This window comes from Hyphobacterium sp., assembly GCF_965217055.1.
GTDB lineage: Bacteria > Pseudomonadota > Alphaproteobacteria > Caulobacterales > Maricaulaceae > Hyphobacterium.
In genome coordinates, this window is the sequence record NZ_OZ244227.1 from 366,587 (window position 1) to 390,512 (window position 23,926).

Genomic DNA, 23,926 nt, shown 5'->3' on the forward strand with positions numbered 1-23,926 from the left:
CGAACACGGCTAGACACAGCATAAGCAGCGCCCACCCTGAATAATCCGGCCGCCGCAAGCGCTCGAGTCGTCGATATTTCCGCGCTAGGTCCGTGGCAAAGTAACGGTCCGACCGGTTGCCAATCTCAGCCGGCCGACAGTCGGCTACATTCGCCGGCGGCTGGATCGCGGCGGGTCGGAGATGCGCTGTTGTAACAGCCACTTCACCCCTCCCCTTCTTTCAGGTGTGGAAACTGATCGGCCAACCAGGTCTGCGCGGCGTGCAGCGCGCGGATCGCGTCGCCGATTTCGGCGTAGACCTGGCCTGCCTCGACATGGTCGACGCGACCGTCAGCCATCGCCGCGCTGGCCGCGGCAATCATTTCGGCGGCCTCGCGCATGGCCGTGTGGATCTGCGTCTCGCCCGGCACGGCATCCGGCAATGGGACGAGCTGATAGCCGGCGATGCGCGCCAGCTGTTCGGTTACGAAGGGGCGCTCCGCATCCAGCTCGGCATCGGCAATGACGTCGGCGGGCATGAAGCTGTCATGGGCCGGACGCTGATAATTCCTCATCGTCTCGGCGCACCCGCGGGTGACCGGGGCCACGGCCTCGGCGCCTCCGGCCGATCGCAGAAGGCGCGACGTCGCAGCCTTCAGGCTGGAATAGACATGGCCGGCATGGACGCGGCGGGACGGACTCTGCGCTACGCCGGGCATGTTTGGCCACCGCGCGCGCTTCCCAACTGACATCGCAGCGCCAATCGGCGAGCATGCCTGCGATGACAACGCACAAAACGATATCCGGACTGGCCAGGGCCATGGGACTTCCCGTCGATGAAGACCGGGACAAGACCGTCGCCGAGTGGCTTCGCCATGACCTCCACGACGACGCCGTCGATCGCCAATCCGCCGCCCACACTGAAACGGCCGGTGGCGACGACTCCGCCAAACCAGCCGACGCGAAAATCGCGAGCGGTCAGCCCGATGCGGGCACGAGCGGCGCGTTTTGACCGGGTCATGTGACCTCCCCGTCAGCACCGACCGGTTCTGGCGCGGACTCCAGCTTGTCGAGGGCGCGCTCCACCTTGATCAGGTTTTCAATCGACCGCGGCTTCCAGTCGCCGCGCACCATGCGGCGTACAGTCGGTTCCGGAACGCCGCTGGCCTCTGCCAGCTCACTCACAAACGAGCGGTGGTTTCGGAATCGGCGGCGGGTAGCCTCGAGGTGCCGCTCAATGGCGGTTGGCGGCAGCGAGGAAGGAGCGGACGTATGCATAGCTCCGAGCATTCGTCATTTTTGACGGACTTGTCAATATTGTTTCCGCAATTCTTTTCCAATGCTCGTCATATCACACGCTGCTAAGCCTTTGCGCATGGACGAAATCCAACAACGCCGCGAAGCCTTCAAGGCAACAATGAAACGCTTGGGGTTGAACCCTAATCGGTGGGCGACCTTGGCCGGCGTTCCCGAACCGACCCTCCGAGCCTTTTTGAATGGCCGCGTCCACTCCATGCGTGGGATAACCGAGGAGAAGCTTGCCCGCGCCGTGTCCCTCACCGTTCCCGAACTCTACGGCGCGCAAGCCATCTCACCGCCACAATCAATAGGTGAATTGCCTACAGCTAAAATTGTTGGGGTGGTAGAAGCCGGCGCGTGGAGAGAAGCTGTGTCACTGGACGAAGACTTGGGAAACATCCGGTTTGTGCCTCACCCCGCTTTTCGAGCGGATCAGCAGTTTGCCATGCGGATCTCCGGCGAGAGCTGCAATCGCGTCGTCCAGGACGGCGGAACGGCCATCGTTGTGCCCTATGAAAACGTGCCTGGCGGACTCGATGCCCTCGCCATGCGCCCGGATCCACCACTGGTGGTGTTCGAGCGGCAACGCGGTGGCAGTTTCGAGTACACGATCAAGGCACTGCACCGCACAGATGACGGGTTCGAGTTGCGGCCGGTCTCGGACAATCCGCGCCACCAGGACGTTGTTACCCTGAATGAGAACGGCGACACCGACTCGGTCAGAATCGCCTTCGTCGTGGTGCAGGTGATCAATTCAGTGTTCTAGCGGCGTGGGACACGCGGTTGTATCCATCAACTATGGCAGATATCGCGACGAAGACCGAGCCGGCGACGAACAGTGCGCCACCGGCCAATACCTTGATGAGCTTGGCATTCAGCAGACCGATATTGTAGGTCGATTGAAAGCGCCCTGAGGCGCTAGACCAATCAGATACCGTGCCACTGGCGAAACCACCCCAGACTATCAGCGCCGCGCCACCGATCAAAAGAATCCAGCCGAAATAGGCGTAGCCGGACCCCGGAGCATCCGGCCGCGCCGGCGGTTTGGTAGGTGTGCCCTCGCTCATAAGTATCTCCCCTGTCTGCGTTTCTACGCTCTACTTCTAATGCCTACGCTACAGTTAACGCGATCAACTTAAACCTTTCAAGACGCCCAGACGCGCGCGGGATCCTCGTTGATTTTCGTGCCACCTGCGTTATGCCGATTGATAATTTTTGACGGTTTTTATTGACATCCGTAATTTTTGACGGTTTTGATGCTCTCGACCAAATCACGGGAGCCGCCCATGACCGCCACCATTTTCAACCTCGCCGAATTCCGGCCAGGCAACCCCTCCCCCGAACCGCCGGACCTATCCCCCCCGGCGGTGGCCCAGCCGCCCGCCGCGCCGAACCTCCCTTCGGACGCGGTGGGCGGCACGCGCCAGCCTCGACTCCTCACCATCGGCGATAAGGTGATATTTGACCGCGGTCGCGGCCAGGTCACCGAAGGCGTCATCATCCACCTCAACCCGCGCGATGGGCTCGCCTCCGTGATGATGACGGACGGCCCGCACAAGGGCTGGACGGTGGCGCGGCCCAGCACCGACTTTCATATCGTCGATACCGGCCGCGACACACGCGTGGAAACCGCGTCATGAACGCCGCCGCGCTTCTCCCGACCCAGACCCTCCTGCTCGCCGAGATCGGTCGGCAGGAGATAGATGGCGAACCGCTCGGACCCGGCGCCATGGCGCGCGCCCTCGGTCTTGACGACAGCAACACCTCGCGGGCGCTGAAACGATTTGCCGCCGATGGCTGGATCACCCGTGACCCGCTGGCACTGACCAGGACGGGGCGCGCCCTGCTCGACGCCGCGGCGCCGGTCATTCTGCCGCACAGCCGGATCGTGCCGAGCGAACACAATCCGCGCCGGATGACGCTGACCGAGGGCTCCCCCGAGCTCGCCGAACTGGGCGCCCTGGCCGACAGCCTCGCCGATGAAGGCCAGCGCCAATCCATTCTGGTTCGCCCGGTCGCCGACGGATTTTACGAGATCGTCGCGGGAGAGCGCCGCTGGCGCGCCATGGCACTGCTGGCCATGGAGGACCGCTTCCCCGACGACGGGCCGGTCAAGGCCGAAGTGCGGCCGATGACCGAAGAACAGGCGATGATCGCTGCGCTCACCGAGAACATGGCCCGCAAGTCCATGAACCCCATGGACGAGGGCGAGGGCCTGCTGTCCATCTATGCGCCGCGCGTCACAGCTGCACCCGACGGCGAGAAACGCCGGGTGCAGGCCGAGACGGTCGAAACCCTGGCGCGCGCCACCGGGCAGTCTGTGCGCTTCGTGCAGCAGAGGATCCGGCTGGCGCGGGACCTGATCGGATCCGCCAAGGATTCGGTACGCAGCGGGCAGCTGAACGTCACTCTCGCAACGGAGCTGGCCAGTTTTGCCGCAAACGAACAAAGCCACGCCCTGGGCCAGATCCTGGCCTACGCCGATGGCTGGCGCACGATCGAGGATATCCGGGCCCGGAAGAATGCGTGCGATGCCATGCGCAGGGCGCCGGAACAGTTGCCGGCAGCGCGGTCCGCCGAGGCCGAGGCCGCCGCGCCAGATCCGGAGACGCCGGTGATGGACCGCAATTTCAGCGCAGGGCCTGCGTCGAACGGCGGCAAAGCCGCCGCACCGAACCGGGAAATCCCGCCTGAAACATCGGCGCAACCGGGACAAGAACCGGGAATTCCCGGTTCGGCGCCCGGCGCGGACGGCGCCGGCAACGGCGTGTCCGGCAACTGGAGGCGCGACACAGAGGCCGCCAGTGTGACCGATCGCCAAGTCCTGCACGAAGTCGCGCGGGCCGTCACCGCCGGCGCAATCCGGATCTCGATCGACGCGGACCCGCTGGCGCGTTCCGTAGCTGCAGAACTCCTCGCGCGGATCGAGGCGTGCGCCGAGGACGGCGCCGTCACCATCGCCACCGGAGGCAACCGCGCCATCCTGAAAGGAGCGGAGTGAGAATGGAACGCTTGGCTATTGTCGACTGCTTCGCCGGCGGTGGTGGTGCCTCAAACGGTATCGAGCGCGCACTCGGCCGAGCGCCGACCGTCGCTATCAATCACGACCCTGACGCCATCGCGCTGCACAGGGCAAATCACCCAGAAACGCTGCACCTTACCACCAGCATATGGAATGTGGATCCTGACGAGATTGTCCGCGATCATGGTCCGGTCGGCCTTCTCTGGGCCTCGCCGGATTGCAAACACTTCTCGAAAGCCAAAGGTGGACGCCCGGTCAAGCGCACCATACGCGACCTTGCTTGGACGGTCGTGCTGTGGGCCCGCCGCGCGCGGCCAATCGTTATCTGCCTGGAGAATGTCGAGGAATTTAGGGACTGGGGACCGGTCAATCGAGACGGCCGGCCCTGCCCGGAACGCAAAGGCCAGACCTTCGATGAGTGGGTCGGCGAACTTGAACGGCTAGGCTATGCGGTCGAATGGAAGGAACTCCGCGCCTGTGACTACGGCGCACCGACTATTCGCAAACGCCTCTTTCTGGTCGCCCGGCGCGACGGCCAACCGATAGTTTGGCCAGAGCCGACTCACGCGCCAGCAGATAGCCCGGCAGTGGCCAGCGGCGACCGCATGCCTTATCGCACCGCCGCTGAGATCATTGATTGGTCACAGCCCTGCCCGTCAATTTTTCTCGACCGGGACGGCGCCAGACGCTGGTATGAGGCCACTGGCCAGCGCGTCAATCGACCTCTGAAAGACCCCACTATGCGCCGGATAGCCCGCGGCGTGGTGCGCTACGTCCTCGAGGCCGCTGACCCGTTTATCGTCACCCTCAATCATGGCGGCGATTGGCAGCGCGGCTGGTCGCTGAAGGAACCCTTCAAGACCGTCACAGCCGCTCGAGACGCGCACGCACTGATCACGCCGATGATCACGCGCGCCCAACATGGCGGCGCGTGCCGGGACATAAAAGATCCGCTGCACACCATCACCGCGTCAACGAAAGACCAGAATGCCGTGATCGCACCGGTTCTGGTGCCGCGCTATGGCGAGCGCGCCGGCCAGGCGCCGCGCATCCGATCGGTACAAGATCCGATCCCCACAGTTGTCCCGACCGGAAACGGCGCCCAGCTGGTCGCAGCCTTCCTCGCCCAGCACAACGGGCCCGGCGGCGGGCGCCGAGGCGAAGTCGGCAATGCCGGCCATGACGCCCGCAAGCCCGTCTCGACTATTACGCAACGCGGCACCCAGCAGGGCGTCGTCGCAGCACACCTCGTAAATATGAAAGGAGCCGATCGCCGATCGCGCTCGATCGACGCGCCGCTTTCGACCATCTGCGCCGGCGGAAACCATGCCGGGCTGATCTCCGCCTTCCTGTTCAAATACTACGGCACCGACCAGGACCCGCGCCTGTCAGAGCCGCTGCACACCATCACCACGAAAGATCGCTTCGGCCTAGTCACACTCGAGATAGGCGGCGAAGCCTATGTGATTGTCGATATCGGCATGCGCATGCTCACGCCGCGCGAGCTTTTCCGCGCCCAGGGCTTCGCCGACAGCTATCAGATCTGCGAGCGCGCCGACGGCACACCGATCACGAAGACAACACAGACCCGCTGCGTCGGGAACTCGGTTTGCCCGGACGTCGCCGCGGCGGTCGTCGCCGCCAATTGTGACTTCCTAGTCGAGCGCAAGCTGGAGGCAGCATGACTCCGATCGACCCCGCCACCGTCCTGCTGGTCTATTTCAGCGCGATCGTCGTCCTCGCCGGCGTGGCGTCATGGGCACTGGAACACCTAGCCCGGAGGCGCCGCTGATGCCCCGCAGATACACGATCGACGACAAGCGCCGAACGAAGAACCCGGATCTCGGCTACATCATCTGGGACACCCAGCATCAACCGCCGCGCCCCGTCTGCGAGGTCGGCGCCTACGCCGAGACGGTTCTGGCCGCCCTGGACGGCGCCGATGTCGTCGCCGCGGCGCGATACTTTGCGGGCTGCCAGCAGCGATACCAGAAGCACCGCACCGTCGAGCGCCTGTCAGAGCTGCAGGAAGCCCGGGCCGCTCTGATCGTTGCTGTCGACGCCCTGTAGGATCCGGCATGACCGACACGCCAACCCCTGTAACGCCGGCGATCGTGCCGAACCCGGCGAATTTCAGCAGCCGGCATGTGATCCACCGGACCTGCCTGATCTGCGGCAAGGCGCTGCGCAGCATGGGCCAGGCCCGCGCCCACCTCGCCAATGCCCACCTCTATGTCCTGACGGAGAAGCACCATGAGTGAAGTCACCTACAGCAAAGAAGATTATCGCACCGCAAAAGGCGCGGTTTCCGCTGCCGAAACCGCCATGAAGGCGACGCCGGAATGGCAGGCATACAACGCCGCAGCGCTCCATCTCGACGAGGTGGCCGATACTCTTTCGGACATTGTGTCGACCTGCGAAGGCTGCCTCGAACCGGTATTCGACGACGAGCCATACAGCCACGACGCCGAAAACGGGCTGACATTCTGCGAGGCATGCACACCGACTTGGGAAATTCTGCTGACCGAGCCGGAGCACTGCTACCGGATCGAGAATGGTGAGCCCGTTGCCTACACGCGCGAGACGGCCAAGGCCGCCGTCGATCGACACATCGCCAATGGCGGGAAGTTGACTGACAAGCTCGGTTTGGTCCGCCCGGAGAGAAGCGATGACTGACCGCCCGATCCTGTTCTCCGCCCCGATGATCCGCGCCCTGCTCGACGGCCGCAAGACCCAGACGCGGCGGGTTTTGAACCCGCAGCCGGATGAGCGGTGCGTATCGCATCAGCTGGTCGGCACGGAAAAGGCGACCGGCATCCCGCTCTACGAGGCACGCTGCTACGACGGCAAACCGTTTAACGCCTATCCGTATCCCAAACACTGTCTGTCACCCTATCCGAGGCTGAACTACTCCCCCGGCGACCGGCTCTGGGTGAAGGAAACCCACGCCATTGTCGGCCATGTCGACCCCGGCTGGATTCTCTACCGGGCCAGCGGTTTCGAGGCCGAATGCGAGCGCCATAGCTTCGATAATCATCCGCCGGAAAGTGACGTGAAGTGGAAACCCTCGATCTTCATGCCGAGATGGGCCAGCCGGATCACGCTGATCGTCACCGACGTTCGCGTCGAGCGGATCCAGGATATCAGCGAAGCGGACTCGCGGGCGGAGGGCGTCGAGCGCTCGGACTGCCGCGGCGCGGCCTGCCACAAGTCGCAATTCCACGCCCTGTGGGACAGCCTGAACGCAAAGCGCGGATTTGGCTGGGAAGCGAACCCCTGGGTCGTGGCCATCGCCTTTTCGGTTCAGGCCCGGAACATCGACCAGCTGGAACGCGAATAGACGTGAAGACAGAGCCGCGCCCCCTGCCCAGAAAGGCCGTCAAGCCGCCCAAGGATCTCGATCCGAAGGTCGCCGCGGTCGTGCGGGCACTTGCGCGTGCCGCCGCGGAGCGGAATCATGCCACCGAATCCTGACCGGGGCAGTGATATGGGCGCCGCAATTTATGCAAGGTTTTCTTCGGACCTGCAGACCGAGAAGTCGATCGAGGACCAGGTCGCGCGCTGCCGTGAAATCGCGCGGGCCCAAGGCTATCAGGTCGCCGAAGTATTCTCCGATCACGCCCTGTCCGGTGCATCGACCGCCAACCGGCCCGGCGTCCAGAACCTCATGGCTGCCGTCGCCGCCGGCCGAATCGCTGTCATCGTCACCGAGTCTCTCGACCGGCTATCGCGGGACCAGGCCGACCTCGCCCTGATCCACCGCCAGTGCAAGATGCACCGCGTCCGCCTGATCACCGCCAATGACGGTGAGATCGGCGACGGCGCCCAGGGCATCCTCCAGATCGGGATGCGCGGCATGTTCGGCGCGATATATCTCGCCGACCTCGCTGACAAGACGCGGCGCGGCCAGCTGGGCGTCGCCCGATCGGGGCGGATCCCCGGCGGGCAATGCTATGGCTACCGGGTGGTGGAGGGGGAACAGCGCGGGCTGCGCGAAATCGATCCCGACCAGGCGGACGTCGTGCGCCGGATCTATGAAAGCTACGCCGCCGGCGATTCGCCTCGTGCGATCGCCAAGGCCCTGAACCGGGAGGGCGTGTCGGGCCCGCGCGGCAGCCAGTGGGGCGTCACCGCGATTCTTGGCAATCCCAAGCGCCTCAACGGCATTCTCTGCAACCCGCTTTACAACGGCGAGCTGGTCTTCAACCGGCAGCACAAGGTGAAAAATCCCGAAACCGGGAAGTGCCGGATGGTCCCGAATCCGGAAAGCGAATGGATCCGGAAGCCGATGGAACATCTGCGCATCGTCCCGGCCGAGCTCTGGGAGGCCGTCCAGATCCGGCGGCGCAACGCCGGTGGGGTCAAGCCCGCCTACAGCCGCCGGCCGTCGCGCGTCCTCGCAGGGCTTGTGAAATGCGGCTGCTGCGGCGGCCCCTATCGCACCGTCGCCCAGAAGCACCGCTATGGCTGCGCCAACAGGCGCGACAAGGGCACCTGCTCGAACAGCCGCACCATACTGGCCGAGGCGCTCGAGGAACGCGTCTTCGCTGGCCTACGCGACAATTTGCTGGCACCGGCCGCCATTGAGTATGCGGTGGCCTGCTATCACGAACGCATGGAGGAATTGGAAGCCGGCAAGGTCAAGCGGCGCACCGCGATCGAGCGGCAGCTCACCCGTCACCGCAACACGGTGACCATGGCGCGCGACTATCTGCGCCGCGGCGAAACACCTCCGGCCTGGCTGTTCGACGGGGCGACCGAGGCCGAACAGGAGATCGCCCGACTCGAGGCCGAACTGGAAACGATCGACGACCCCCAGGTCGTCCGGATCCACCCGCAGGCGGCGCGGCAGTACCGCCGCTATGTCGAGGAATTGAATGACGCCCTGCTGCGGCCGGACACGATGTCGGCCCGCCGCGACGCCGTAACAGCGATTCGCGACCTGATCACCGCCATCCGCGTCTCACCGGGCGGCGCGGCTGAACACGTCACCGTCGAGATCGAAGGCGACCTCGCCGCCCTCCTGGAAGTCCAGGAGAGCGGGAGAGGTGTAGTAAAGATGGGTGCGGGGGTAGGATTTGAACCTACGACCTTCAGGTTATGAGCCTGACGAGCTACCGGGCTGCTCCACCCCGCGTCAGTGTGTCGACCTTGCGGCCAACCTGCCTTGCGACAGCCCTGCCATCGCTGGCGGGACGGCGTATCTAGGCCATGCCCGGCGGGGATGCAAGCCCCGCCGCCTGATCATGACAGCTTGGCGCAGCGATTTCTCTCGCCTATGCAAACCGCATGGAAGACCATGACAATCCAGCTTGGGGCGCCAAGATGCCTAGCGGGCTTTTTGCGGCGCTGCTGGCGCGCGCGCGGCGCAGTGACAGCAAGGTCTGGACGCGGCTTGGGAGCTGGTTCGCGCCTGACGCCGTCGACATTGAGACACTGGGCTTCCGGGCGCGTCTGCATCCGAAGGACAATCTATCGGAAAAGCGCGTGCTCTATACGCCCGGACGCTTCGATCCGCAGGAGCTGGCGCATCTTTCCCATGCGCTGACGCCGGAATTCGTGTTCATCGACGTCGGCGCCAATTGCGGCAGCTATACGCTGCATCTTGCAGCGCAAGCTGAAGCCGGCACGCGCTTTTTCGCGATCGAGGCGCAGCCCGAAATGGCGCGCCGCTTCGCTTTCAACCTGGCGGCCAATCGTTTTGCAGCAGCCGTCCAGCTCGACGAGCTGGCGATTTCCGATACGCGCGGCGAAATCCGCTTCACCATCAATCACCATAATCGCGGCGAAAGCGGGCTCGAAGGCGTCGGCGAGGAGATCAGCGTGCCGGCGCTTCCGCTGGCCGACTATCTTGCCGAGCGCAATGTGACACGCATTGATGCGCTGAAAATCGATGTCGAAGGTCAGGAACACCGGATCCTGGCCCCCTTCCTTGACAGAGCGCCTGAGACCGTCTGGCCGCGCATCCTGATCGTCGAGCAATTGCTGGCGACGCCGGAAAAAGACCCGGTGCAGCTGGCCTTGTCGAAGGGTTACGAGATCGTCCGCGATCTCGGCCGCAATGTCATCCTTGAACGCTCGGGATGCAGATGATGCGCTCCCCCGCCCTTCAACAGGCCGAAACAGCATTCGCGCAAGGCCGCGCCGAAGAGGGACGAGACCTGCTGCGCCAGGCGGCGAAAGATGGCGAGGCCGTGGCCGGCTATTCGCTGGCGGTCGCCCTCGCCTACGGCCAGGGCGGCGAAGTCGATCTTGTTGGAGCTGCTGCGCAGCTCGCGGCGATCCGCGACGCCCTGCCGGCTGCCCGGATGTTTCATCGCTATGCGCTTGCACAGAACTGGCCCGGCACGGGCGGCTGGGCCGCTGCGGTAGCCGACCTGATCGACCAGGCCGAAGCCGGCGATCCAGCAACCCAGCGCGAAACGGGCCTCTTGGCTCTGATGTATCGCTGCGAGAATGAGGCACTGGCTCTGCTCGGCACTGCCGCCGCGACCGGCGACATGTCGGCGGCCATGGCGGTGATGCGCCTGGGCCGCGCTTCAGGACAAGCCTGGCTGAACTCGGCACGCGACCGGCTGAAGCGTTCCCGCCATCCGCTGGCAGATGAACTGGCCAAGGAGGCGGAGAGCGGCGATCGCCTGGCCGCTCCGGACCGGTTTGACTGGAACGATTTGCGGACGCGGCTGTCCGGAGACCTGCCCAAGGGCGAGGCCTCGATACTGATCCACGATCTGTCCGCAAAGTTGCATCCGGACGTCCTGCCGGCAGCGGTGGGCGATCATGTGCTGACGTCAGGCCTGAAAGCGCTGCAGCCCTCGACGATCGTCGATGACACGAGCGGCCAGCGCGTGCGCGATCCGCACCGTCAATCACTCTCGATGACGTTTGCGCCGCATTTGCAGGATCTTGTCCATGTCGCCGTGGAGGGCCTGATGGCGCGAATGGCCGACTGTCCGCCTGCGCATTCGGAGCGCCTCAACCTGCTCTTCTACCGGCCAGGCGAGCAATACAAACCGCATGTTGATTATTTCGCTCCCGACGACGCAGGAGCTGCGCGCGAGATCGAACGCGGCGGACAACGCGTGGCGACCAGCCTGATCTGCCTGCATCCCGCCGAGAGAGGCGGAGCGACGCAATTTCCGCGCTTCGAGACGGCATGGGCAGGCTCGACCGGCGACGGGTTATCCTTCCGAAATGTGCGTGCTGACGGTGAGATCGAGCCGCTATCCCTGCACCAGGGCCAACCCGTACAATCGGGCTGGAAGGCGCTTGTCAGTCTGTGGCTGCGCGACCGCGCGGCCTAGTCAACCCGGTCGAGCCGGTATTCCCGCGCCAGCGCCCAAACACTGTCCGCATCGGGCCGTGTCTCGATCCGGAAGACGAGCCGATCGGCGGCGATTTCTACCCATTCGACTCGCTGCAGACTGCCCGATGTATCGGCACGCCAGCCGGAAATGAAGGGAGCCTCACCGTCGGGAATCGCAGCCGCCGGATTGAGGCGGAATTCCGCGCCCTCGCCTGCCGTCTCGCTGACATAATAGCGATGCCCATCGCCCGGCTGATTGTTGAGATAGAGGCCGTACCAGCGGCCGACAACTGGGCTCCATGACCAGAAGGTCGCGGCGCGATAGTCTGCTTCGGGGCGTTCGAAGACCGCGGCGATGGCGCAGCCATCGAGCATGCGGCCAGCGGTAAGGTGCGCCGGCTGTTCGCTGCCATCGTCCGCGACAGCAGTGCCCGACCATTCCCCGACCACCGGGTCCATGGCGCGGTGGGCGTCATCCGTGCAAAGGAGGCCCTCATGATAGCCCGGCAGGGGCTGATCGGCGCCGGGAAGGTCGACCATCGGGTCGAGCTCACGGAATTCGACGACATTCCATGTCGTCCAGGTCTGGCCGCCATCGGCCGTGTTAGCGCCCTCCCAACGGAAAGCGTCTTCCCGGATGTCAGAAAAAGTGTAGCGGCGGTGCTGTTGCGGATCGTCGGGCTGACGCGGGCGGATCGAGGCGCTGTAGACCATGATGCGGCCGAAATCGTCCGCACCGGTCAGCTGATCAAGAAAGGCAACGCCATCGAACTGCGGATTGGGCCAGTGCTGGGCCATGATCCAGCGCTGGTTCGCCTCGTCATAATAGCGCAACGAGAAGCCGCGGCCTTGGGCGACGCCAGGTGTGATCTCCCAGGGCATGGCAAGCTCCATGATCGCTTTGCCGCCCAGAATGGGCACCACGTACTGGTGCGTGCGCGTTCCTTCCGGTGCATGGCCGAGACCGTCCGCATCGCGCGGCCGCCAATTGGCATTCCATTCGCCAATCCAGAAGTCATACTGACGGTGGTTGGGATCCTCCCATTGTGCCTCGATCTGAGTGTCGAATAACTCGTCCCAGTCGCGCGGTGCGTCCTGGACGAGAAGTGCGGCAGCCATCAATTCCAGCATCACAGCCAATCTCCCCTGATTGCCAGTCGAGCGTGCCCAATCGATGAACGCGGGCAAGAAACGATTTCGTGAGGCTGCGGACTGGCGTCAAATCGGCACTGGAATCCAGACACGAAAAAAGCCCCGCGGCGAACCGTCGGGGCTTTTTGTGTCATCGATAAAGATCAGGGTCGGATCAAACGGGCAGACCGGGCAGCGACCTACTCTCCCATGCCTTAAGACATAGTACCATCGGCGCAGAGGGTCTTAACGGCCGTGTTCGAAATGGGAACGGGTGGGGTCCCCTCGCAATTACCACCCGGTCGGCGCGTTTGATCCGTAACATTGAGACATTCTGTAACCGTCGCTCTTGTTTTGCACGCGAACGAGGCGTTCGCCGTGCATGAACTTAGAGATCAAGCCAATCGAGCTATTAGTACCAGTCAGCTTCATGTGTCGCCACACTTCCACACCTGGCCTATCAACGTGGTGGTCTTCCACGACTCTCAAGGAATACCTGGTTTCGAGGGGGGCTTCCCGCTTAGATGCATTCAGCGGTTATCCCTTCCGTATATAGCTACCCTGCTATGCCGCTGGCGCGACAACAGGTCCACCAGAGATACGTCCACCCCGGTCCTCTCGTACTAGGGGCAGCTCCTCTCAAGTATTCAACACCCACGGCAGATAGGGACCGAACTGTCTCACGACGTTCTAAACCCAGCTCACGTACCGCTTTAATTGGCGAACAGCCAAACCCTTGGGACCTGCTCCAGCCCCAGGATGCGATGAGCCGACATCGAGGTGCCAAACAATGCCGTCGATATGGACTCTTGGGCATCATCAGCCTGTTATCCCCGGCGTACCTTTTATCCGTTGAGCGATGGCCCTTCCATGCGGGACCACCGGATCACTATGGCCGTCTTTCGACTCTGTTCGACCTGTCAGTCTCACAGTCAGGCGGGCTTATGCCATTGCACTCAACGAGCGATTTCCGACCGCTCTGAGCCCACCATCGCGCGCCTCCGTTACTCTTTGGGAGGCGACCGCCCCAGTCAAACTACCCACCACGCAGGGTCCCGGATCCGGGTTCACGGATCGCGGTTAGACGTCAACAAGGATCAGGGCGGTATTTCAAGGATGACTCCACCATGACTGGCGCCATGGCTTCAAAGTCTCCCGCCTATCCTACACAAATCGTCGCTAACGCCACTGCGAAGCTGTAGTAAAGGTGCACGGGGTCTTTCCGTCTGACCGCGGGAACTCCGCATCTTCACGGAGAATTCAATTTCGCTGAGCCTATGCTGGAGACAGCGGGGAAGTCGTTACGCCATTCGTGCAGGTCGGAACTTACCCGACAAGGAATTTCGCTACCTTAGGACCGTTATAGTTACGGCCGCCGTTTACCGGGGCTTCAATTCGGAGCTTGCACTCCTCCTTTTAACCTTCCGGCACCGGGCAGGCGTCAGACCCTATACGTCGTCTTGCGACTTCGCAGAGCCCTGTGTTTTTAGTAAACAGTCGCCACCCCCTGGTCTGTGCCCCTGGACATTGCTTGCGCAAAGCCAGGCTCCCTTCTCGCGAACTTACGGGAGTAATTTGCCGAGTTCCTTCAGCATAGTTCTCTCAAGCGCCTTGGTATACTCTACCTGTCCACCTGTGTCGGTTTAGGGTACGGTCTAATGCGGGAGCTATTTCCAGGGACGGCTTGGCTGCCCACCCAATCCAATAAGGGTGAACAACTTCCACTATCCGTCACTACCCGCTGGCCCAGGAATATTGACCTGGTTCCCATCGACTACGCCTTTCGGCCTCGCCTTAGGGGCCGGCTAACCCTGCGCTGATTAGCATTGCGCAGGAACCCTTGGACTTTCGGCGAGAGTGTCTCTCACACTCTTTATCGCTACTCATGTCAGCATTCTCACTTCTGATACCTCCAGGAGCCCTCGCGGGTCTCCCTTCAACGGCTTACAGAACGCTCCGCTACCGCTCTTTCGAGCCCGCAGCTTCGGTGTATCACTTAAGCCCCGTTACATTTTCCGCGCAGGAGCGCTTGACCAGTGAGCTGTTACGCTTTCTTTAAAGGATGGCTGCTTCTAAGCCAACCTCCTGGTTGTCTAAGCACTCCCACATCGTTTCCCACTTAGTGATAACTTAGGGACCTTAGCTGGCGGTCAGGGCTGTTTCCCTCTCCACTACGGACCTTAGCACCCGCAGTGTGTCTGCCTCATAGTACTCATCGGTATTCGGAGTTTGGTTAGGTTTGGTAAGTCGGTAGGACCCCCTAGCCCATCCAGTGCTCTACCCCCGATGGTATTCATGAGACGCTCTACCTAAATAGATTTCGCGGAGAACCAGCTATCTGCAGGTTTGATTGGCCTTTCACCCCTAGCCACACCTCATCCCGTTCTTTTTCAACAGAAGTGGGTTCGGCCCTCCAGTGAGTGTTACCTCACCTTCAGCCTGGACATGGCTAGATCACCTGCTTTCGGGTCTTATCCCTCGAACTTAATCGCCCTATTCAGACTCGCTTTCGCTGCGCCTACACCTACCGGCTTAAGCTTGCTCGAGAGACAAAGTCGCTGACCCATTATACAAAAGGTACGCCGTCAGGCTTGCGCCCTCCGACTGCTTGTAGGCATCCGGTTTCAGGGTCTGTTTCACTCCCCTCGTCGGGGTGCTTTTCACCTTTCCCTCACGGTACTTGTTCACTATCGGTCGATAAGGAGTACTTAGGCTTGGAAGATGGTCCTCCCATGTTCAGACAGGATTTCACGTGTCCCGCCCTACTCGAGTCTCTCTCGTTGACGCTTCATACGGGGCTATCACCCGCTACGGCCCGACTTTCCAGACGGTTCTGATAATCTAAAAGAGAGCACTGGCCTGGTCCGCGTTCGCTCGCCACTACTAACGGAGTCTCAATTGATGTCCTTTCCTCCGGGTACTGAGATGTTTCAGTTCCCCGGGTTTGCCTCCTGCACCTATGTATTCAGTGCAGAATACCCCGAAGGGTGGGTTTCCCCATTCAGAAATCTGCGGGTCAAAGGTTGCTCGCACCTCACCACAGCTTTTCGCAGCGTGCCACGTCTTTCATCGCCTCTTATCGCCAAGGCATTCACCAAATGCCCTTTTGACGCTTGATCTCATTGAAGCTCATGCACGGTGAATGCCTCGTCCATTTGCAGCTCGTGCAGGGCCACAAACGTCAACAAGACAACGCACATGAGCGTCGGTCAGGATGTCTCAATGATTTGCCCTTAAATGGCCGGGCAAACCCTAATCTTTACAATGTCAAATATCCGCCTTTGCGCGCCGCAGCGCACATAGACGAAACCTGTTTCTTAACCGCGTTCTGGTGGAGCTGGACGGGATCGAACCGACGACCTGAAGCTTGCAAAGCTACCGCTCTCCCAACTGAGCTACAGCCCCTTGAGAACGCGTGTCGCCGTCTCCTCACCTCAATAGCAATGGTGGGCCTGGGTAGACTCGAACTACCGACCTTACGCTTATCAGGCGTACGCTCTAACCACCTGAGCTACAGGCCCGAAAGAGGACATACGCCAGCCAGCGGATGAGGAACGCGGCGTCTCCGACCCGATGGTCGGAGCGCTTGGAAAGAGAAACGAAGACGGCGGCATCCGCCAGTTTTTGCTTCACGCCCGAAGGCGATCGGCTTGTCTATCGGATCCGAAGGAAGGTCAAAGACCTGGTCGATCGGAAATCCTTAGAAAGGAGGTGATCCAGCCGCAGGTTCCCCTACGGCTACCTTGTTACGACTTCACCCCAGTCGCTGACCCTACCGTGGCTGGCTGCCAGATTGGCGCACCATCTTCGGGTAGAACCAACTCCCATGGTGTGACGGGCGGTGTGTACAAGGCCCGGGAACGTATTCACCGTGGCATGCTGATCCACGATTACTAGCGATTCCAACTTCATGCTCTCGAGTTGCAGAGAACAATCCGAACTGAGACGGTTTTTAGAGATTAACTCACTGTCACCGCCATTGTAGCACGTGTGTAGCCCTACCCGTAAGGGCCATGAGGACTTGACGTCATCCCCACCTTCCTCCGGCTTGACACCGGCGGTCCCGTTAGAGTGCCCAGCCAAACCTGCTGGCAACTAACGGCGAGGGTTGCGCTCGTTGCGGGACTTAACCCAACATCTCACGACACGAGCTGACGACAGCCATGCAGCACCTGTATCCAATCCAGCCTAACTGAAGGAAAACATCTCTGTAATCCGCGATTGGTATGTCAAGGGTAGGTAAGGTTCTGCGCGTTGCTTCGAATTAAACCACATGCTCCACCGCTTGTGCGGGCCCCCGTCAATTTCTTTGAGTTTTAACCTTGCGGCCGTACTCCCCAGGCGGGATGCTTAATGCGTTAGCTGCGTCACCGAACAGCATGCTGCCCGACAACTAGCATCCATCGTTTACGGCGTGGACTACCAGGGTATCTAATCCTGTTTGCTCCCCACGCTTTCGCGCCTCAGCGTCAGTACCGGTCCAGTGAGCCGCCTTCGCCTCTGGTGTTCCTCCGAATATCTACGAATTTCACCTCTACACTCGGAATTCCGCTCACCTCTCCCGGACTCTAGGCCGCCAGTATCAAAGGCAGTTCCGGAGTTGAGCTCCGGGCTTTCACCTCTAACTTAACGACCCGCCTACGCGCGCTTTACGCCCAGTAATTCCGAACAACGCTAGCCCCCTCCGTATTACCGCGGCTGCTGGCACGGAGTTAGCCGGGGCTTCTTCTGCAGGTACCGTCATTATCTTCCCTGCTGAAAGAATTTTACAACCCTAGGGCCTTCATCATTCACGCGGCATGGCTGGATCAGGCTTTCGCCCATTGTCCAAGATTCCCCACTGCTGCCTCCCGTAGGAGTCTGGGCCGTGTCTCAGTCCCAGTGTGGCTGATCATCCTCTCAGACCAGCTATAGATCGTAGGCTTGGTAGGCCATTACCCTACCAACTACCTAATCTAACGCGGGCCGATCCATCGGCGATAAATCTTTCTCCCGAAGGACGTATACGGTATTAATTCCAGTTTCCCGGAGCTATTCCGTACCGATGGGCACGTTCCCACGCGTTACTCACCCGTCTGCCACTCTCCCCGAAGGGATCGTTCGACTTGCATGTGTTAAGCCTGCCGCCAGCGTTCGTTCTGAGCCAGAATCAAACTCTCAGGTTGAGTTGGATCCCGACTGCGCTTGGCATTAAATCTCAAGAAAGACAGGAGCCAATTCAATGACCGGCAAGCCGGCCATGATTGGCAATTGTCTGTACTTCTAGAGAAACGCTTTCGCGTGTCGGTATCATTTGATGGCCGAAGCCATCCGCTAGACACCGCCGCCTGCGTCTCTCTTTCCAATATTCACGATGTCAAACAAACAAGAAGGTTGGCTTCCGCCGTCCGTCCTGGTCCGCCGCTAGCGCCCTTCGTAAGAGCCCGTCCCGGCGAGGAGCGCGGTGTTTATGGGCCGCGCCCCAAAGTGTCAACCGCGTTTTTCAGAAACTTGCAGCGGCCTCTTTTTGCTTGCCCAATCAACACGTTAATGCGGTTGGGCGCGGCAGCCAGGGGGCCGTTTATCAAGTCTCGTCCGACGCGAGGGAGCGCTATCTATGCGCCCCGCTATCTGACGTCAACCGCCTTTCTCAAGAAACTTGCAGCGACCGCAGAATTATGTGCCGACGGACAAGAGTGTCTGTCGGCGCAGGGTTGCTACAGCGCCGTTTGGGCAAGTCTCCGGATCAGCGGAGGAGGCGCGATTATATGTATTTTGCCCCTTCGCGCAACCACGTTTCGGAAAAAATCTGCTTCTTGCGTATTACCCTGCCTTACAAGGCAAACTCGCCCGCCGGAAGGCGGTGTGCACTGCACAGAACTTAACGTGAATCCGATTTTCGTAGCCGCCCCCGATTCGCCCTTCTAGTCTTTCCCCTGTCAGGAGGTAGTTGGCCATGGCTAATTCGCGCTACAGGCGCCGGCTGGAAAACGATCTCGATCGCTGGATTGGCAAAGGGCTGGTGCCGGCTGAACAGCGCGACTCGATATTGGAAGATATCGCGGATGCCCAACCGGGATGGTCGGCGCCGGGTGCACTGGCCATTCTCGGCGCGGTTTTGCTGGCGCTGGCCGCCATCAGCTTCGTTGCCGCGAACTGGACACATCTTGGCAACCTGGTCCGGCTGGTATTGATCTTCGCAACGCTGTGGGCGTGCTTCCTGTCGTCGGGCCATGCCTTTGGTCGCGATCACCCCGCCATCGGTCACGGCCTTGCCCTTCTCGGTGCCGCCCTGTTCGGCGTCGCGATCGTCCTCGTTGCGCAGATATTCAACATGAGCTCGTGGCGTTACACGGTGCTGGTCATCTGGGCCATCGGCGCGATCATAGTCGCTGTCGCCATTCCTTCGCGACCAGTACTGATTCTCGCCGCATTGCTGGGCGCGGCTTGGGTTGGATCGGAAAGCGCCAATCCCTATGCGCCAGATATCATCTGGGGATACCTGCCGCTCTGGACCGTCACCATGATCGCGGCGTCCCGTCTGCGCTCTCTGGTCAGCGCAAACCTTCTGGGGATCGGCCTCTATGTCTGGATTGCCTTCCTGGTCTGGGATTATGCAAGTGACGATCGGTTAAGCGAGCTGCAGGCCACGTCAGTATTGATACTCGCCTGCGGTGCGACGGCCATGGTGTTCGCCGCCCTCCGCGATCAGGGCTGGTTCGGCTTCGGCGCGCTGACGAGCTGGGGGGCAACACTGGCCCTGACTGCCGGATACTTCGTGCAATTCCCGCTCGATCGTTTCGAGAGCTGGTCAACGGGGGGGGGCGACAGGATGGATTCGGAACGCTGGATCGAGATTGCCGGTGTTTCCAGCAGCGACTATTGGAGCCTCGCCGGCGGCCTGCTCGCGGTGCTCGCTGGGGCTCTGGTCTGGCGCTTCCGGAACACCGCCGCAGCACGCATGCTCGCGCTACCGGCGCTTGGCGCCGCCTTCGCCGCCTTCTTTCTGCCTAGCCTCGCCGCGGCGTTCGGCGGCTCCTCGATCCTGGCCCTGCGCATCATAGTTGGACTCGCCCTGTTCGCGCTGGCGATTGCGCTCATTCTCTACGGTTCGCGCGAGGGCCGACGCTTTACCGGCGGACTCGGCATCGCCCTCTTCATTGCCGAAGCGCTTTATGTCTATGGCGAGACCTTCGGCGACCTGCTTGATACGTCCCTCTTCTTCCTGATCGGCGGATTGCTGCTGTTCGGGCTCTCCATCGCCGTCATCCGCCTTCAGAACCGGATCGGCCCCAACCAGGAGGCCGGAACATGAGCGTCATGATGCGTCTCATTGCCATCGCCGCAGCGATGTCCGCGTTCCTCATTGTTATAATAGGCGACCATCAGGTCAGGCGGATGTCCGGCACAGAGGTGATTCTCGATCTCGAACCGGTGGATCCGCGTGACCTTCTCGCCGGCTATTACGTCATCATCTCGACGCCGGTGCACAGGATCCGGTACGAGGCAGTGGGGGGCGATACGGATTTCGCGCTGCACGACGATGTGTTCGTGGCCGTTGCGGCAAATCCCAATGGCAGCTGGGCGCCAGTTTCGATCCACCGCGAACGACCGGTGGCCGGCGTCTTTCTACGCGGCAAGGTGCAGTCTGTCGGCGGTGATGCATTGAACGCCGATTTCAATATCGAACGCTACTACGCCAACGAAGCGACAGCGCAGGCGCTGGAAGCCCGGCGGCGCGAAGACAGGGACAGTCTGCGACTGATCGTATCGGTCGGCGCTGACGGCCGCGCGCTGATTCGAGGTCTCGAGATTGACGGCGAGCGTGAAATCGCGCCGTTGCTTTAAGAATGCCGACGGCTGAAAGCCGCAAGGAACAGCGGATAGGTCAGCGCGCCCGCCAGCAACCCACCAATATGTCCGGCCCAGGAAATCGGAATCGGCGAAAAGGACCCCAGCACCGCCAGCAGAATGTTGAAACCGGCCCATGGCAGCGCATAGCGCAGCATGCCGCGTGCACCACCATCGGCCCAACCCGCCGCGGCGAGACAGCCGGACAGTCCGGTCGAGGCACCGATAACCGGTGCCAAGAGGTTTGGTGCCACGACAATCTGGAACAGTGCGCCGGAAACCGAGCAAAAGAAAAAGAAAAGCAGGAAACCGACCGCGCCCTTTGTCGACGCGCCGAATGGCCGGTAGGTCGCCGCACCGAAAGCAAGCATCGCCATCGAATTGAAAACCAGGTGCATCAATCCGCCATGCAGGAAGACGTGGAGCAGGTAGGGCGACCAGAAACCGAGCGGGCTCGCCTGGCCCAAGCCATAGGCCGGGACAATCGCTCCGACTGTCAGGAACAGATAGTTGAGCTGGGGGATCAGCGCGCCGATCACGAACACCACGACGAAGCTGATCGCGAAGCCAAGCGGCAGGCGTGGAATATTGTTGAAGATCGGCTGACGGCCCCGGTACATTTCTCGTTATCCTTAATCTCTTGTTTGCCCGTTCTGCCTACGTTTTTTGCTGAACGTTCAGGATGGGCCGTCGAAGCATTTTCGAAGTTGGCGTCTTGTCCCGGTCAAAACAAGTGTGCGGTCGGCAGACTGCACAGGAGAAATACGCCATGTGCCGCCCGATCTGTCTTGCAGCCAGCGCGCTTGCGCTCGCATCCAGCGCCACCGCATTCTCCCAGACGGCCAGTGACTTCCAGCGCCCCTGGGGAACCAGCACCAGTCAGAACAATCAGCCCTACCGTGCTGGAACGCGTGACGCGGACGGCAATCGGGTTGTGCTCAATGGCGTGTTGCAAACCGGTGTCGGCGTACAGGCGCAGATGGCCGGAACCGGCGGTGTCGGCAATACGCCCACGCAATCTGGCCAGGGCAATGGTCAAACGGGAATGAGCGCGACAGGGCGGAATTCCAGCGCTCTGGCCGTCGGCAATCAGCTGAATGTCGTGGTGCAGGGCAATTACAACACGGTCATCGTCAACTCGACGCAGACCAATACTGGCACCGTAACAGCTACATCGAGCACGGGCAGCGACGATGACGAGAATGGCAATTAAGCGTTTCGCTATCGCCGGATTTGGCGCCCTGCTGCTGGCAGGCTGTGCAGTCACGCCCAATTCGGGCTTCGACGGACGCTATGCCGAACCTATCGGCAATGCGCCGGTCACGCCGAACCCGACGCCATATTCCGAAGCCCTTATCTGTCTCGCGAATTCCGCACGGTCGCAAGGACGCCCCTCGCCGCGCATTGCTGTTGGGCGCATATCTGACTACACGGGCGCTGGAAATCCAGAAGGTGGAGGACCAGCAATCACGCAGGGCGCTTCGCTGATGGCCATGTCGGCCTTCGCCAAGGCAGGTGTGAACCTGGTCGAACGTTTCGATACTTCCGTTGCCGAGCTTGAACTTCGTTATGCGAACAACCGGCTGATCGGGGACCATGCCGAGGAAGACGGATTCCGACAGATCCACGCCGGCAGCATTCCCGGCTCCGACTATCACCTCGTCGGCGGAATCACCGAACTGAACTTCAACATTCGATCCCAGGGGCTCGATTTTCTTGGCGGCGACCGCATTGATTCTGACCCAACGGGCGTTTTCAATGGCCGGCTTTACGTCATGAATGCCGCGATCGATCTGCGTCTCGTGAATTCCGAAACGCTCGAAGTCGTCGATGTCATCTCCTACCAGAAACAGATCATCGGCCGCGAGGTGAGTGCCGGCGTATTCTCATTCTGGGGCGATGCCGTGATCGATATTTCGACCGGCGGCCGGTCGCTGGAGCCGATCCAGCTGGCGGTAAGATCGCTTGTCGAACGGGCCGTGCTGGAATTTTCGTCGACACTTTATGGCATCGAGGCACGGGAAGTCTGTGCATTCGACGACCCGTTAGGCCTGACCAATGACGCAGGCGGTATCAACCCGCATACCTCCTATGTCGCCCGTACAGGAGCATCCAATGTCCAGATTCGCCAAAGCGTTGACCGCGGGCACGAGCGCCGTGACCCTGCTGTGCGCCACGGGCTACGCGGACGATACGACTGAAGTCCTCAACGGGCAGATCAATCTGCAAGCGCAGGTGAATGCCCAGGGTCAGGTCATTGCCGGTCAGGCCGGCAATATCAATCTGACGGCGGTCGGCATGGGCAATTCGCTCGATGTCGAGACGCAGTCGAGCCACGACGTCACGAGCGACCAGCAATTCGGCGGCTTTGCCACAGCGACGGCCACAACGTCCGTTGGCGCGGTCGACGGGACAGCAACAACGATTTCCAGCGCCTATGGCAATTCCGCGGTGCTCGAGCTGCGCGGTGACAGCGATATCGCCCTTACCCAGTCCGCAGCCGACGGTTCCAGCGTGTTCGCGGGCGCCACGCTCAATGTCGATGGCTACGCCTACAGCAACATCACGGCGGCTACGGCGGCGGCAAACGCGGTCGAGACAATTGGCGAGTATGGCGGCGTCACCGGGGCGATCCAGCAGGATTCGGGAGCCGCTGTAGAGGCGCGCTCGACCGTCGAGGCCCGCACCGGCGGGCTGGGCGAGTTCTCGGTCACAGCCGCAACAGCGTCCGGCAATGCCATCCGGTCTCAAGGCGATGAATCCGCTGTGATCCTGGCCACCGACCAGGCTAATCGCGGCACTGTCCGGGCTTCGGCGCGGGTCAATGCCGGCGGCGGCGGCGTGTTCACGACAGTGGCAGCGCAAGCCCAGGGCAATGGTCTCGAGATTGCGACGGAATGGGCTTATGGCGAAGCCCGCGGCAGCCAGGTCAACAGCGGCAATACGGATGCCGAAGCGAACATCAATATCGGCAATTTCGACAATGATAGCATTCTCGCCTCGTCCGAAAGCCTCGGAAACTCGGCAATTCTGACCAATCTCGGAACCGACACCTTCCTGGGTCTCGATCAAATCAATACCGGCGGGGTCCGGTCGACGACGCGCTTTGACGGAGATTACGGTGGTGAGGTTCTCGGCTCGGCGGCGGCCTTCGGCAATGCTGCGACGAGCTGGGGATGTCAGGCTTGTCCCGACACAACAACCGAAGGCGTGATCAACCAGATCAATACGGGTGCTGTGGATGCGACCTTCCAGACGCAATATCTGACGGGTTGGGGCACGACGGGGACGGCCACCGCCGTTGGCAATTCGGCGACATTCGTCATTCAGGACGGGCAATAGAAAAAGCCCCGGACGAC

22 protein-coding genes, 3 tRNA genes, 3 rRNA genes and 1 pseudogene are annotated in these 23,926 nt (G+C 61.5%); 17 read left to right on the forward strand and 12 right to left on the reverse strand.

Translation table 11 applies throughout. The annotated features are described in order from the left end of the window. Positions 1–203: 203 nt before the first annotated feature. Positions 204–698, reverse strand: a complete 495-nt coding sequence (locus tag ACOOFN_RS01780) for a hypothetical protein (RefSeq protein WP_420433083.1) — start codon at positions 696–698, stop codon at positions 204–206. Positions 699–760: 62 nt separating this feature from the next. On the opposite strand from ACOOFN_RS01780, the gene ACOOFN_RS01785 reads away from it, so the two are divergent. Further along, positions 761–991, forward strand: coding sequence for a hypothetical protein (locus tag ACOOFN_RS01785; RefSeq protein WP_420433085.1), 231 nt, complete (start codon positions 761–763; stop codon positions 989–991). Between the two features lie 5 nt (positions 992–996). Here ACOOFN_RS01785 and ACOOFN_RS01790 read toward each other — a convergent pair whose 3' ends face one another. Then, positions 997–1,257, reverse strand: coding sequence for a helix-turn-helix domain-containing protein (locus ACOOFN_RS01790; protein ID WP_420433087.1), 261 nt, complete (start codon positions 1,255–1,257; stop codon positions 997–999). Between the two features lie 97 nt (positions 1,258–1,354). Between ACOOFN_RS01790 and ACOOFN_RS01795 the strand changes: the two genes are divergently transcribed. Beyond that, entirely contained in the window at positions 1,355–2,044 is a 690-nt protein-coding gene (locus ACOOFN_RS01795) for a S24 family peptidase (RefSeq protein WP_420433089.1), read from the forward strand. On the opposite strand, the gene ACOOFN_RS01800 is transcribed toward ACOOFN_RS01795, so the two are convergent. Further along, positions 2,028–2,345, reverse strand: a complete 318-nt coding sequence (locus ACOOFN_RS01800; protein ID WP_420433091.1) for a hypothetical protein — start codon at positions 2,343–2,345, stop codon at positions 2,028–2,030. The two genes, ACOOFN_RS01795 and ACOOFN_RS01800, sit on opposite strands and share 17 nt — an antisense overlap. Positions 2,346–2,564: 219 nt before the next feature. Between ACOOFN_RS01800 and ACOOFN_RS01805 the strand changes: the two genes are divergently transcribed. The 8 genes and pseudogenes from ACOOFN_RS01805 to ACOOFN_RS01840 form a co-directional block, all read left to right on the forward strand. Then, entirely contained in the window at positions 2,565–2,918 is a 354-nt protein-coding gene (locus tag ACOOFN_RS01805) for a hypothetical protein (RefSeq protein ID WP_420433093.1), read from the forward strand. Beyond that, positions 2,915–4,279 carry a ParB N-terminal domain-containing protein gene (locus ACOOFN_RS01810; RefSeq protein WP_420433095.1) on the forward strand — a complete coding sequence of 455 codons (1,365 nt, stop codon included), beginning with the start codon at positions 2,915–2,917 and terminating at the stop codon, positions 4,277–4,279. Before ACOOFN_RS01805 ends, ACOOFN_RS01810 begins: the two co-directional genes overlap by 4 nt. Positions 4,280–4,281: 2 nt before the next feature. Then, positions 4,282–5,985: a DNA cytosine methyltransferase gene (locus ACOOFN_RS01815; protein ID WP_420433097.1), complete on the forward strand. Its 1,704-nt coding sequence runs from the start codon at positions 4,282–4,284 to the stop codon at positions 5,983–5,985. A gap of 106 nt (positions 5,986–6,091) precedes the next feature. Next, complete coding sequence (locus ACOOFN_RS01820; RefSeq protein ID WP_420433099.1) at positions 6,092–6,370, forward strand: hypothetical protein; 279 nt, start codon at positions 6,092–6,094, stop codon at positions 6,368–6,370. An 8-nt stretch (positions 6,371–6,378) separates the two neighbouring features. Then, entirely contained in the window at positions 6,379–6,561 is a 183-nt protein-coding gene (locus ACOOFN_RS01825) for a hypothetical protein (protein ID WP_420433101.1), read from the forward strand. Continuing rightward, positions 6,554–6,976: a hypothetical protein gene (locus tag ACOOFN_RS01830; protein ID WP_420433103.1), complete on the forward strand. Its 423-nt coding sequence runs from the start codon at positions 6,554–6,556 to the stop codon at positions 6,974–6,976. The genes ACOOFN_RS01825 and ACOOFN_RS01830 overlap by 8 nt, the downstream gene beginning before the upstream one ends. After that, positions 6,969–7,640 carry a hypothetical protein gene (locus ACOOFN_RS01835; RefSeq protein ID WP_420433105.1) on the forward strand — a complete coding sequence of 224 codons (672 nt, stop codon included), beginning with the start codon at positions 6,969–6,971 and terminating at the stop codon, positions 7,638–7,640. The genes ACOOFN_RS01830 and ACOOFN_RS01835 overlap by 8 nt, the downstream gene beginning before the upstream one ends. Positions 7,641–7,787: 147 nt before the next feature. Continuing rightward, positions 7,788–8,798, forward strand: a pseudogene (locus tag ACOOFN_RS01840) (recombinase family protein); the annotation flags it as partial. 54 nt (positions 8,799–8,852) lie between these two features. Here ACOOFN_RS01840 and ACOOFN_RS01845 read toward each other — a convergent pair. Together ACOOFN_RS01845 and ACOOFN_RS01850 are read right to left on the reverse strand one after the other, a co-directional pair. Beyond that, positions 8,853–9,134: a hypothetical protein gene (locus tag ACOOFN_RS01845; protein ID WP_420433107.1), complete on the reverse strand. Its 282-nt coding sequence runs from the start codon at positions 9,132–9,134 to the stop codon at positions 8,853–8,855. A 226-nt stretch (positions 9,135–9,360) separates the two neighbouring features. Then, positions 9,361–9,437, reverse strand: a tRNA-Met gene (locus ACOOFN_RS01850). Between the two features lie 152 nt (positions 9,438–9,589). Here ACOOFN_RS01850 and ACOOFN_RS01855 point away from each other — a divergent pair. Beyond that, on the forward strand, positions 9,590–10,393 hold the full coding sequence (locus tag ACOOFN_RS01855; protein ID WP_420433109.1) for an FkbM family methyltransferase: 804 nt from the start codon (positions 9,590–9,592) through the stop codon (positions 10,391–10,393). Next, entirely contained in the window at positions 10,390–11,604 is a 1,215-nt protein-coding gene (locus ACOOFN_RS01860; RefSeq protein ID WP_420433111.1) for a 2OG-Fe(II) oxygenase, read from the forward strand. Before ACOOFN_RS01855 ends, ACOOFN_RS01860 begins: the two co-directional genes overlap by 4 nt. Here the strand turns inward: ACOOFN_RS01860 and ACOOFN_RS01865 are convergent. The 6 genes from ACOOFN_RS01865 to ACOOFN_RS01890 all read right to left on the reverse strand — a co-directional run bounded on the left by ACOOFN_RS01865 (position 11,601) and on the right by ACOOFN_RS01890 (position 17,902). Further along, entirely contained in the window at positions 11,601–12,737 is a 1,137-nt protein-coding gene (locus ACOOFN_RS01865; protein WP_420433113.1) for a hypothetical protein, read from the reverse strand. The two genes, ACOOFN_RS01860 and ACOOFN_RS01865, sit on opposite strands and share 4 nt — an antisense overlap. A 187-nt stretch (positions 12,738–12,924) precedes the next feature. Beyond that, positions 12,925–13,039 (reverse strand): 5S ribosomal RNA (rrf, locus tag ACOOFN_RS01870). Positions 13,040–13,128: 89 nt separating this feature from the next. Next, positions 13,129–15,856, reverse strand: a 23S ribosomal RNA gene (locus tag ACOOFN_RS01875). Positions 15,857–16,066: 210 nt separating this feature from the next. Then, positions 16,067–16,142, reverse strand: a tRNA-Ala gene (locus tag ACOOFN_RS01880). Between the two features lie 39 nt (positions 16,143–16,181). Then, positions 16,182–16,258 (reverse strand) — tRNA-Ile (locus ACOOFN_RS01885). Between the two features lie 183 nt (positions 16,259–16,441). Next, a 16S ribosomal RNA gene (locus ACOOFN_RS01890) occupies positions 16,442–17,902 on the reverse strand. Together the 16S, 23S and 5S rRNA genes with 2 tRNA genes alongside form the textbook arrangement of a ribosomal RNA operon. Positions 17,903–18,672: 770 nt before the next feature. On the opposite strand from ACOOFN_RS01890, the gene ACOOFN_RS01895 reads away from it, so the two are divergent. After that, on the forward strand, positions 18,673–20,031 hold the full coding sequence (locus ACOOFN_RS01895; protein WP_420433115.1) for a DUF2157 domain-containing protein: 1,359 nt from the start codon (positions 18,673–18,675) through the stop codon (positions 20,029–20,031). Further along, positions 20,028–20,564, forward strand: coding sequence for a GDYXXLXY domain-containing protein (locus ACOOFN_RS01900; protein WP_420433117.1), 537 nt, complete (start codon positions 20,028–20,030; stop codon positions 20,562–20,564). Before ACOOFN_RS01895 ends, ACOOFN_RS01900 begins: the two co-directional genes overlap by 4 nt. Here the strand turns inward: ACOOFN_RS01900 and ACOOFN_RS01905 are convergent. Continuing rightward, complete coding sequence (locus ACOOFN_RS01905) at positions 20,561–21,187, reverse strand: rhomboid family intramembrane serine protease (protein ID WP_420433119.1); 627 nt, start codon at positions 21,185–21,187, stop codon at positions 20,561–20,563. The two genes, ACOOFN_RS01900 and ACOOFN_RS01905, sit on opposite strands and share 4 nt — an antisense overlap. Before the next feature lie 149 nt (positions 21,188–21,336). Between ACOOFN_RS01905 and hfaA the strand changes: the two genes are divergently transcribed. Genes hfaA through hfaD form a run of 3 tightly spaced genes read left to right on the forward strand, consistent with a single transcriptional unit; the run spans position 21,337 to position 23,909 of the window. Continuing rightward, entirely contained in the window at positions 21,337–21,780 is a 444-nt protein-coding gene (hfaA, locus tag ACOOFN_RS01910) for a holdfast anchoring protein HfaA (RefSeq protein WP_420433121.1), read from the forward strand. Further along, positions 21,770–22,768, forward strand: coding sequence for a holdfast anchoring protein HfaB (gene hfaB, locus ACOOFN_RS01915; RefSeq protein ID WP_420433123.1), 999 nt, complete (start codon positions 21,770–21,772; stop codon positions 22,766–22,768). The genes hfaA and hfaB overlap by 11 nt, the downstream gene beginning before the upstream one ends. Beyond that, on the forward strand, positions 22,683–23,909 hold the full coding sequence (gene hfaD, locus ACOOFN_RS01920) for a holdfast anchor protein HfaD (protein WP_420433125.1): 1,227 nt from the start codon (positions 22,683–22,685) through the stop codon (positions 23,907–23,909). Before hfaB ends, hfaD begins: the two co-directional genes overlap by 86 nt. Positions 23,910–23,926: the final 17 nt, after the last annotated feature.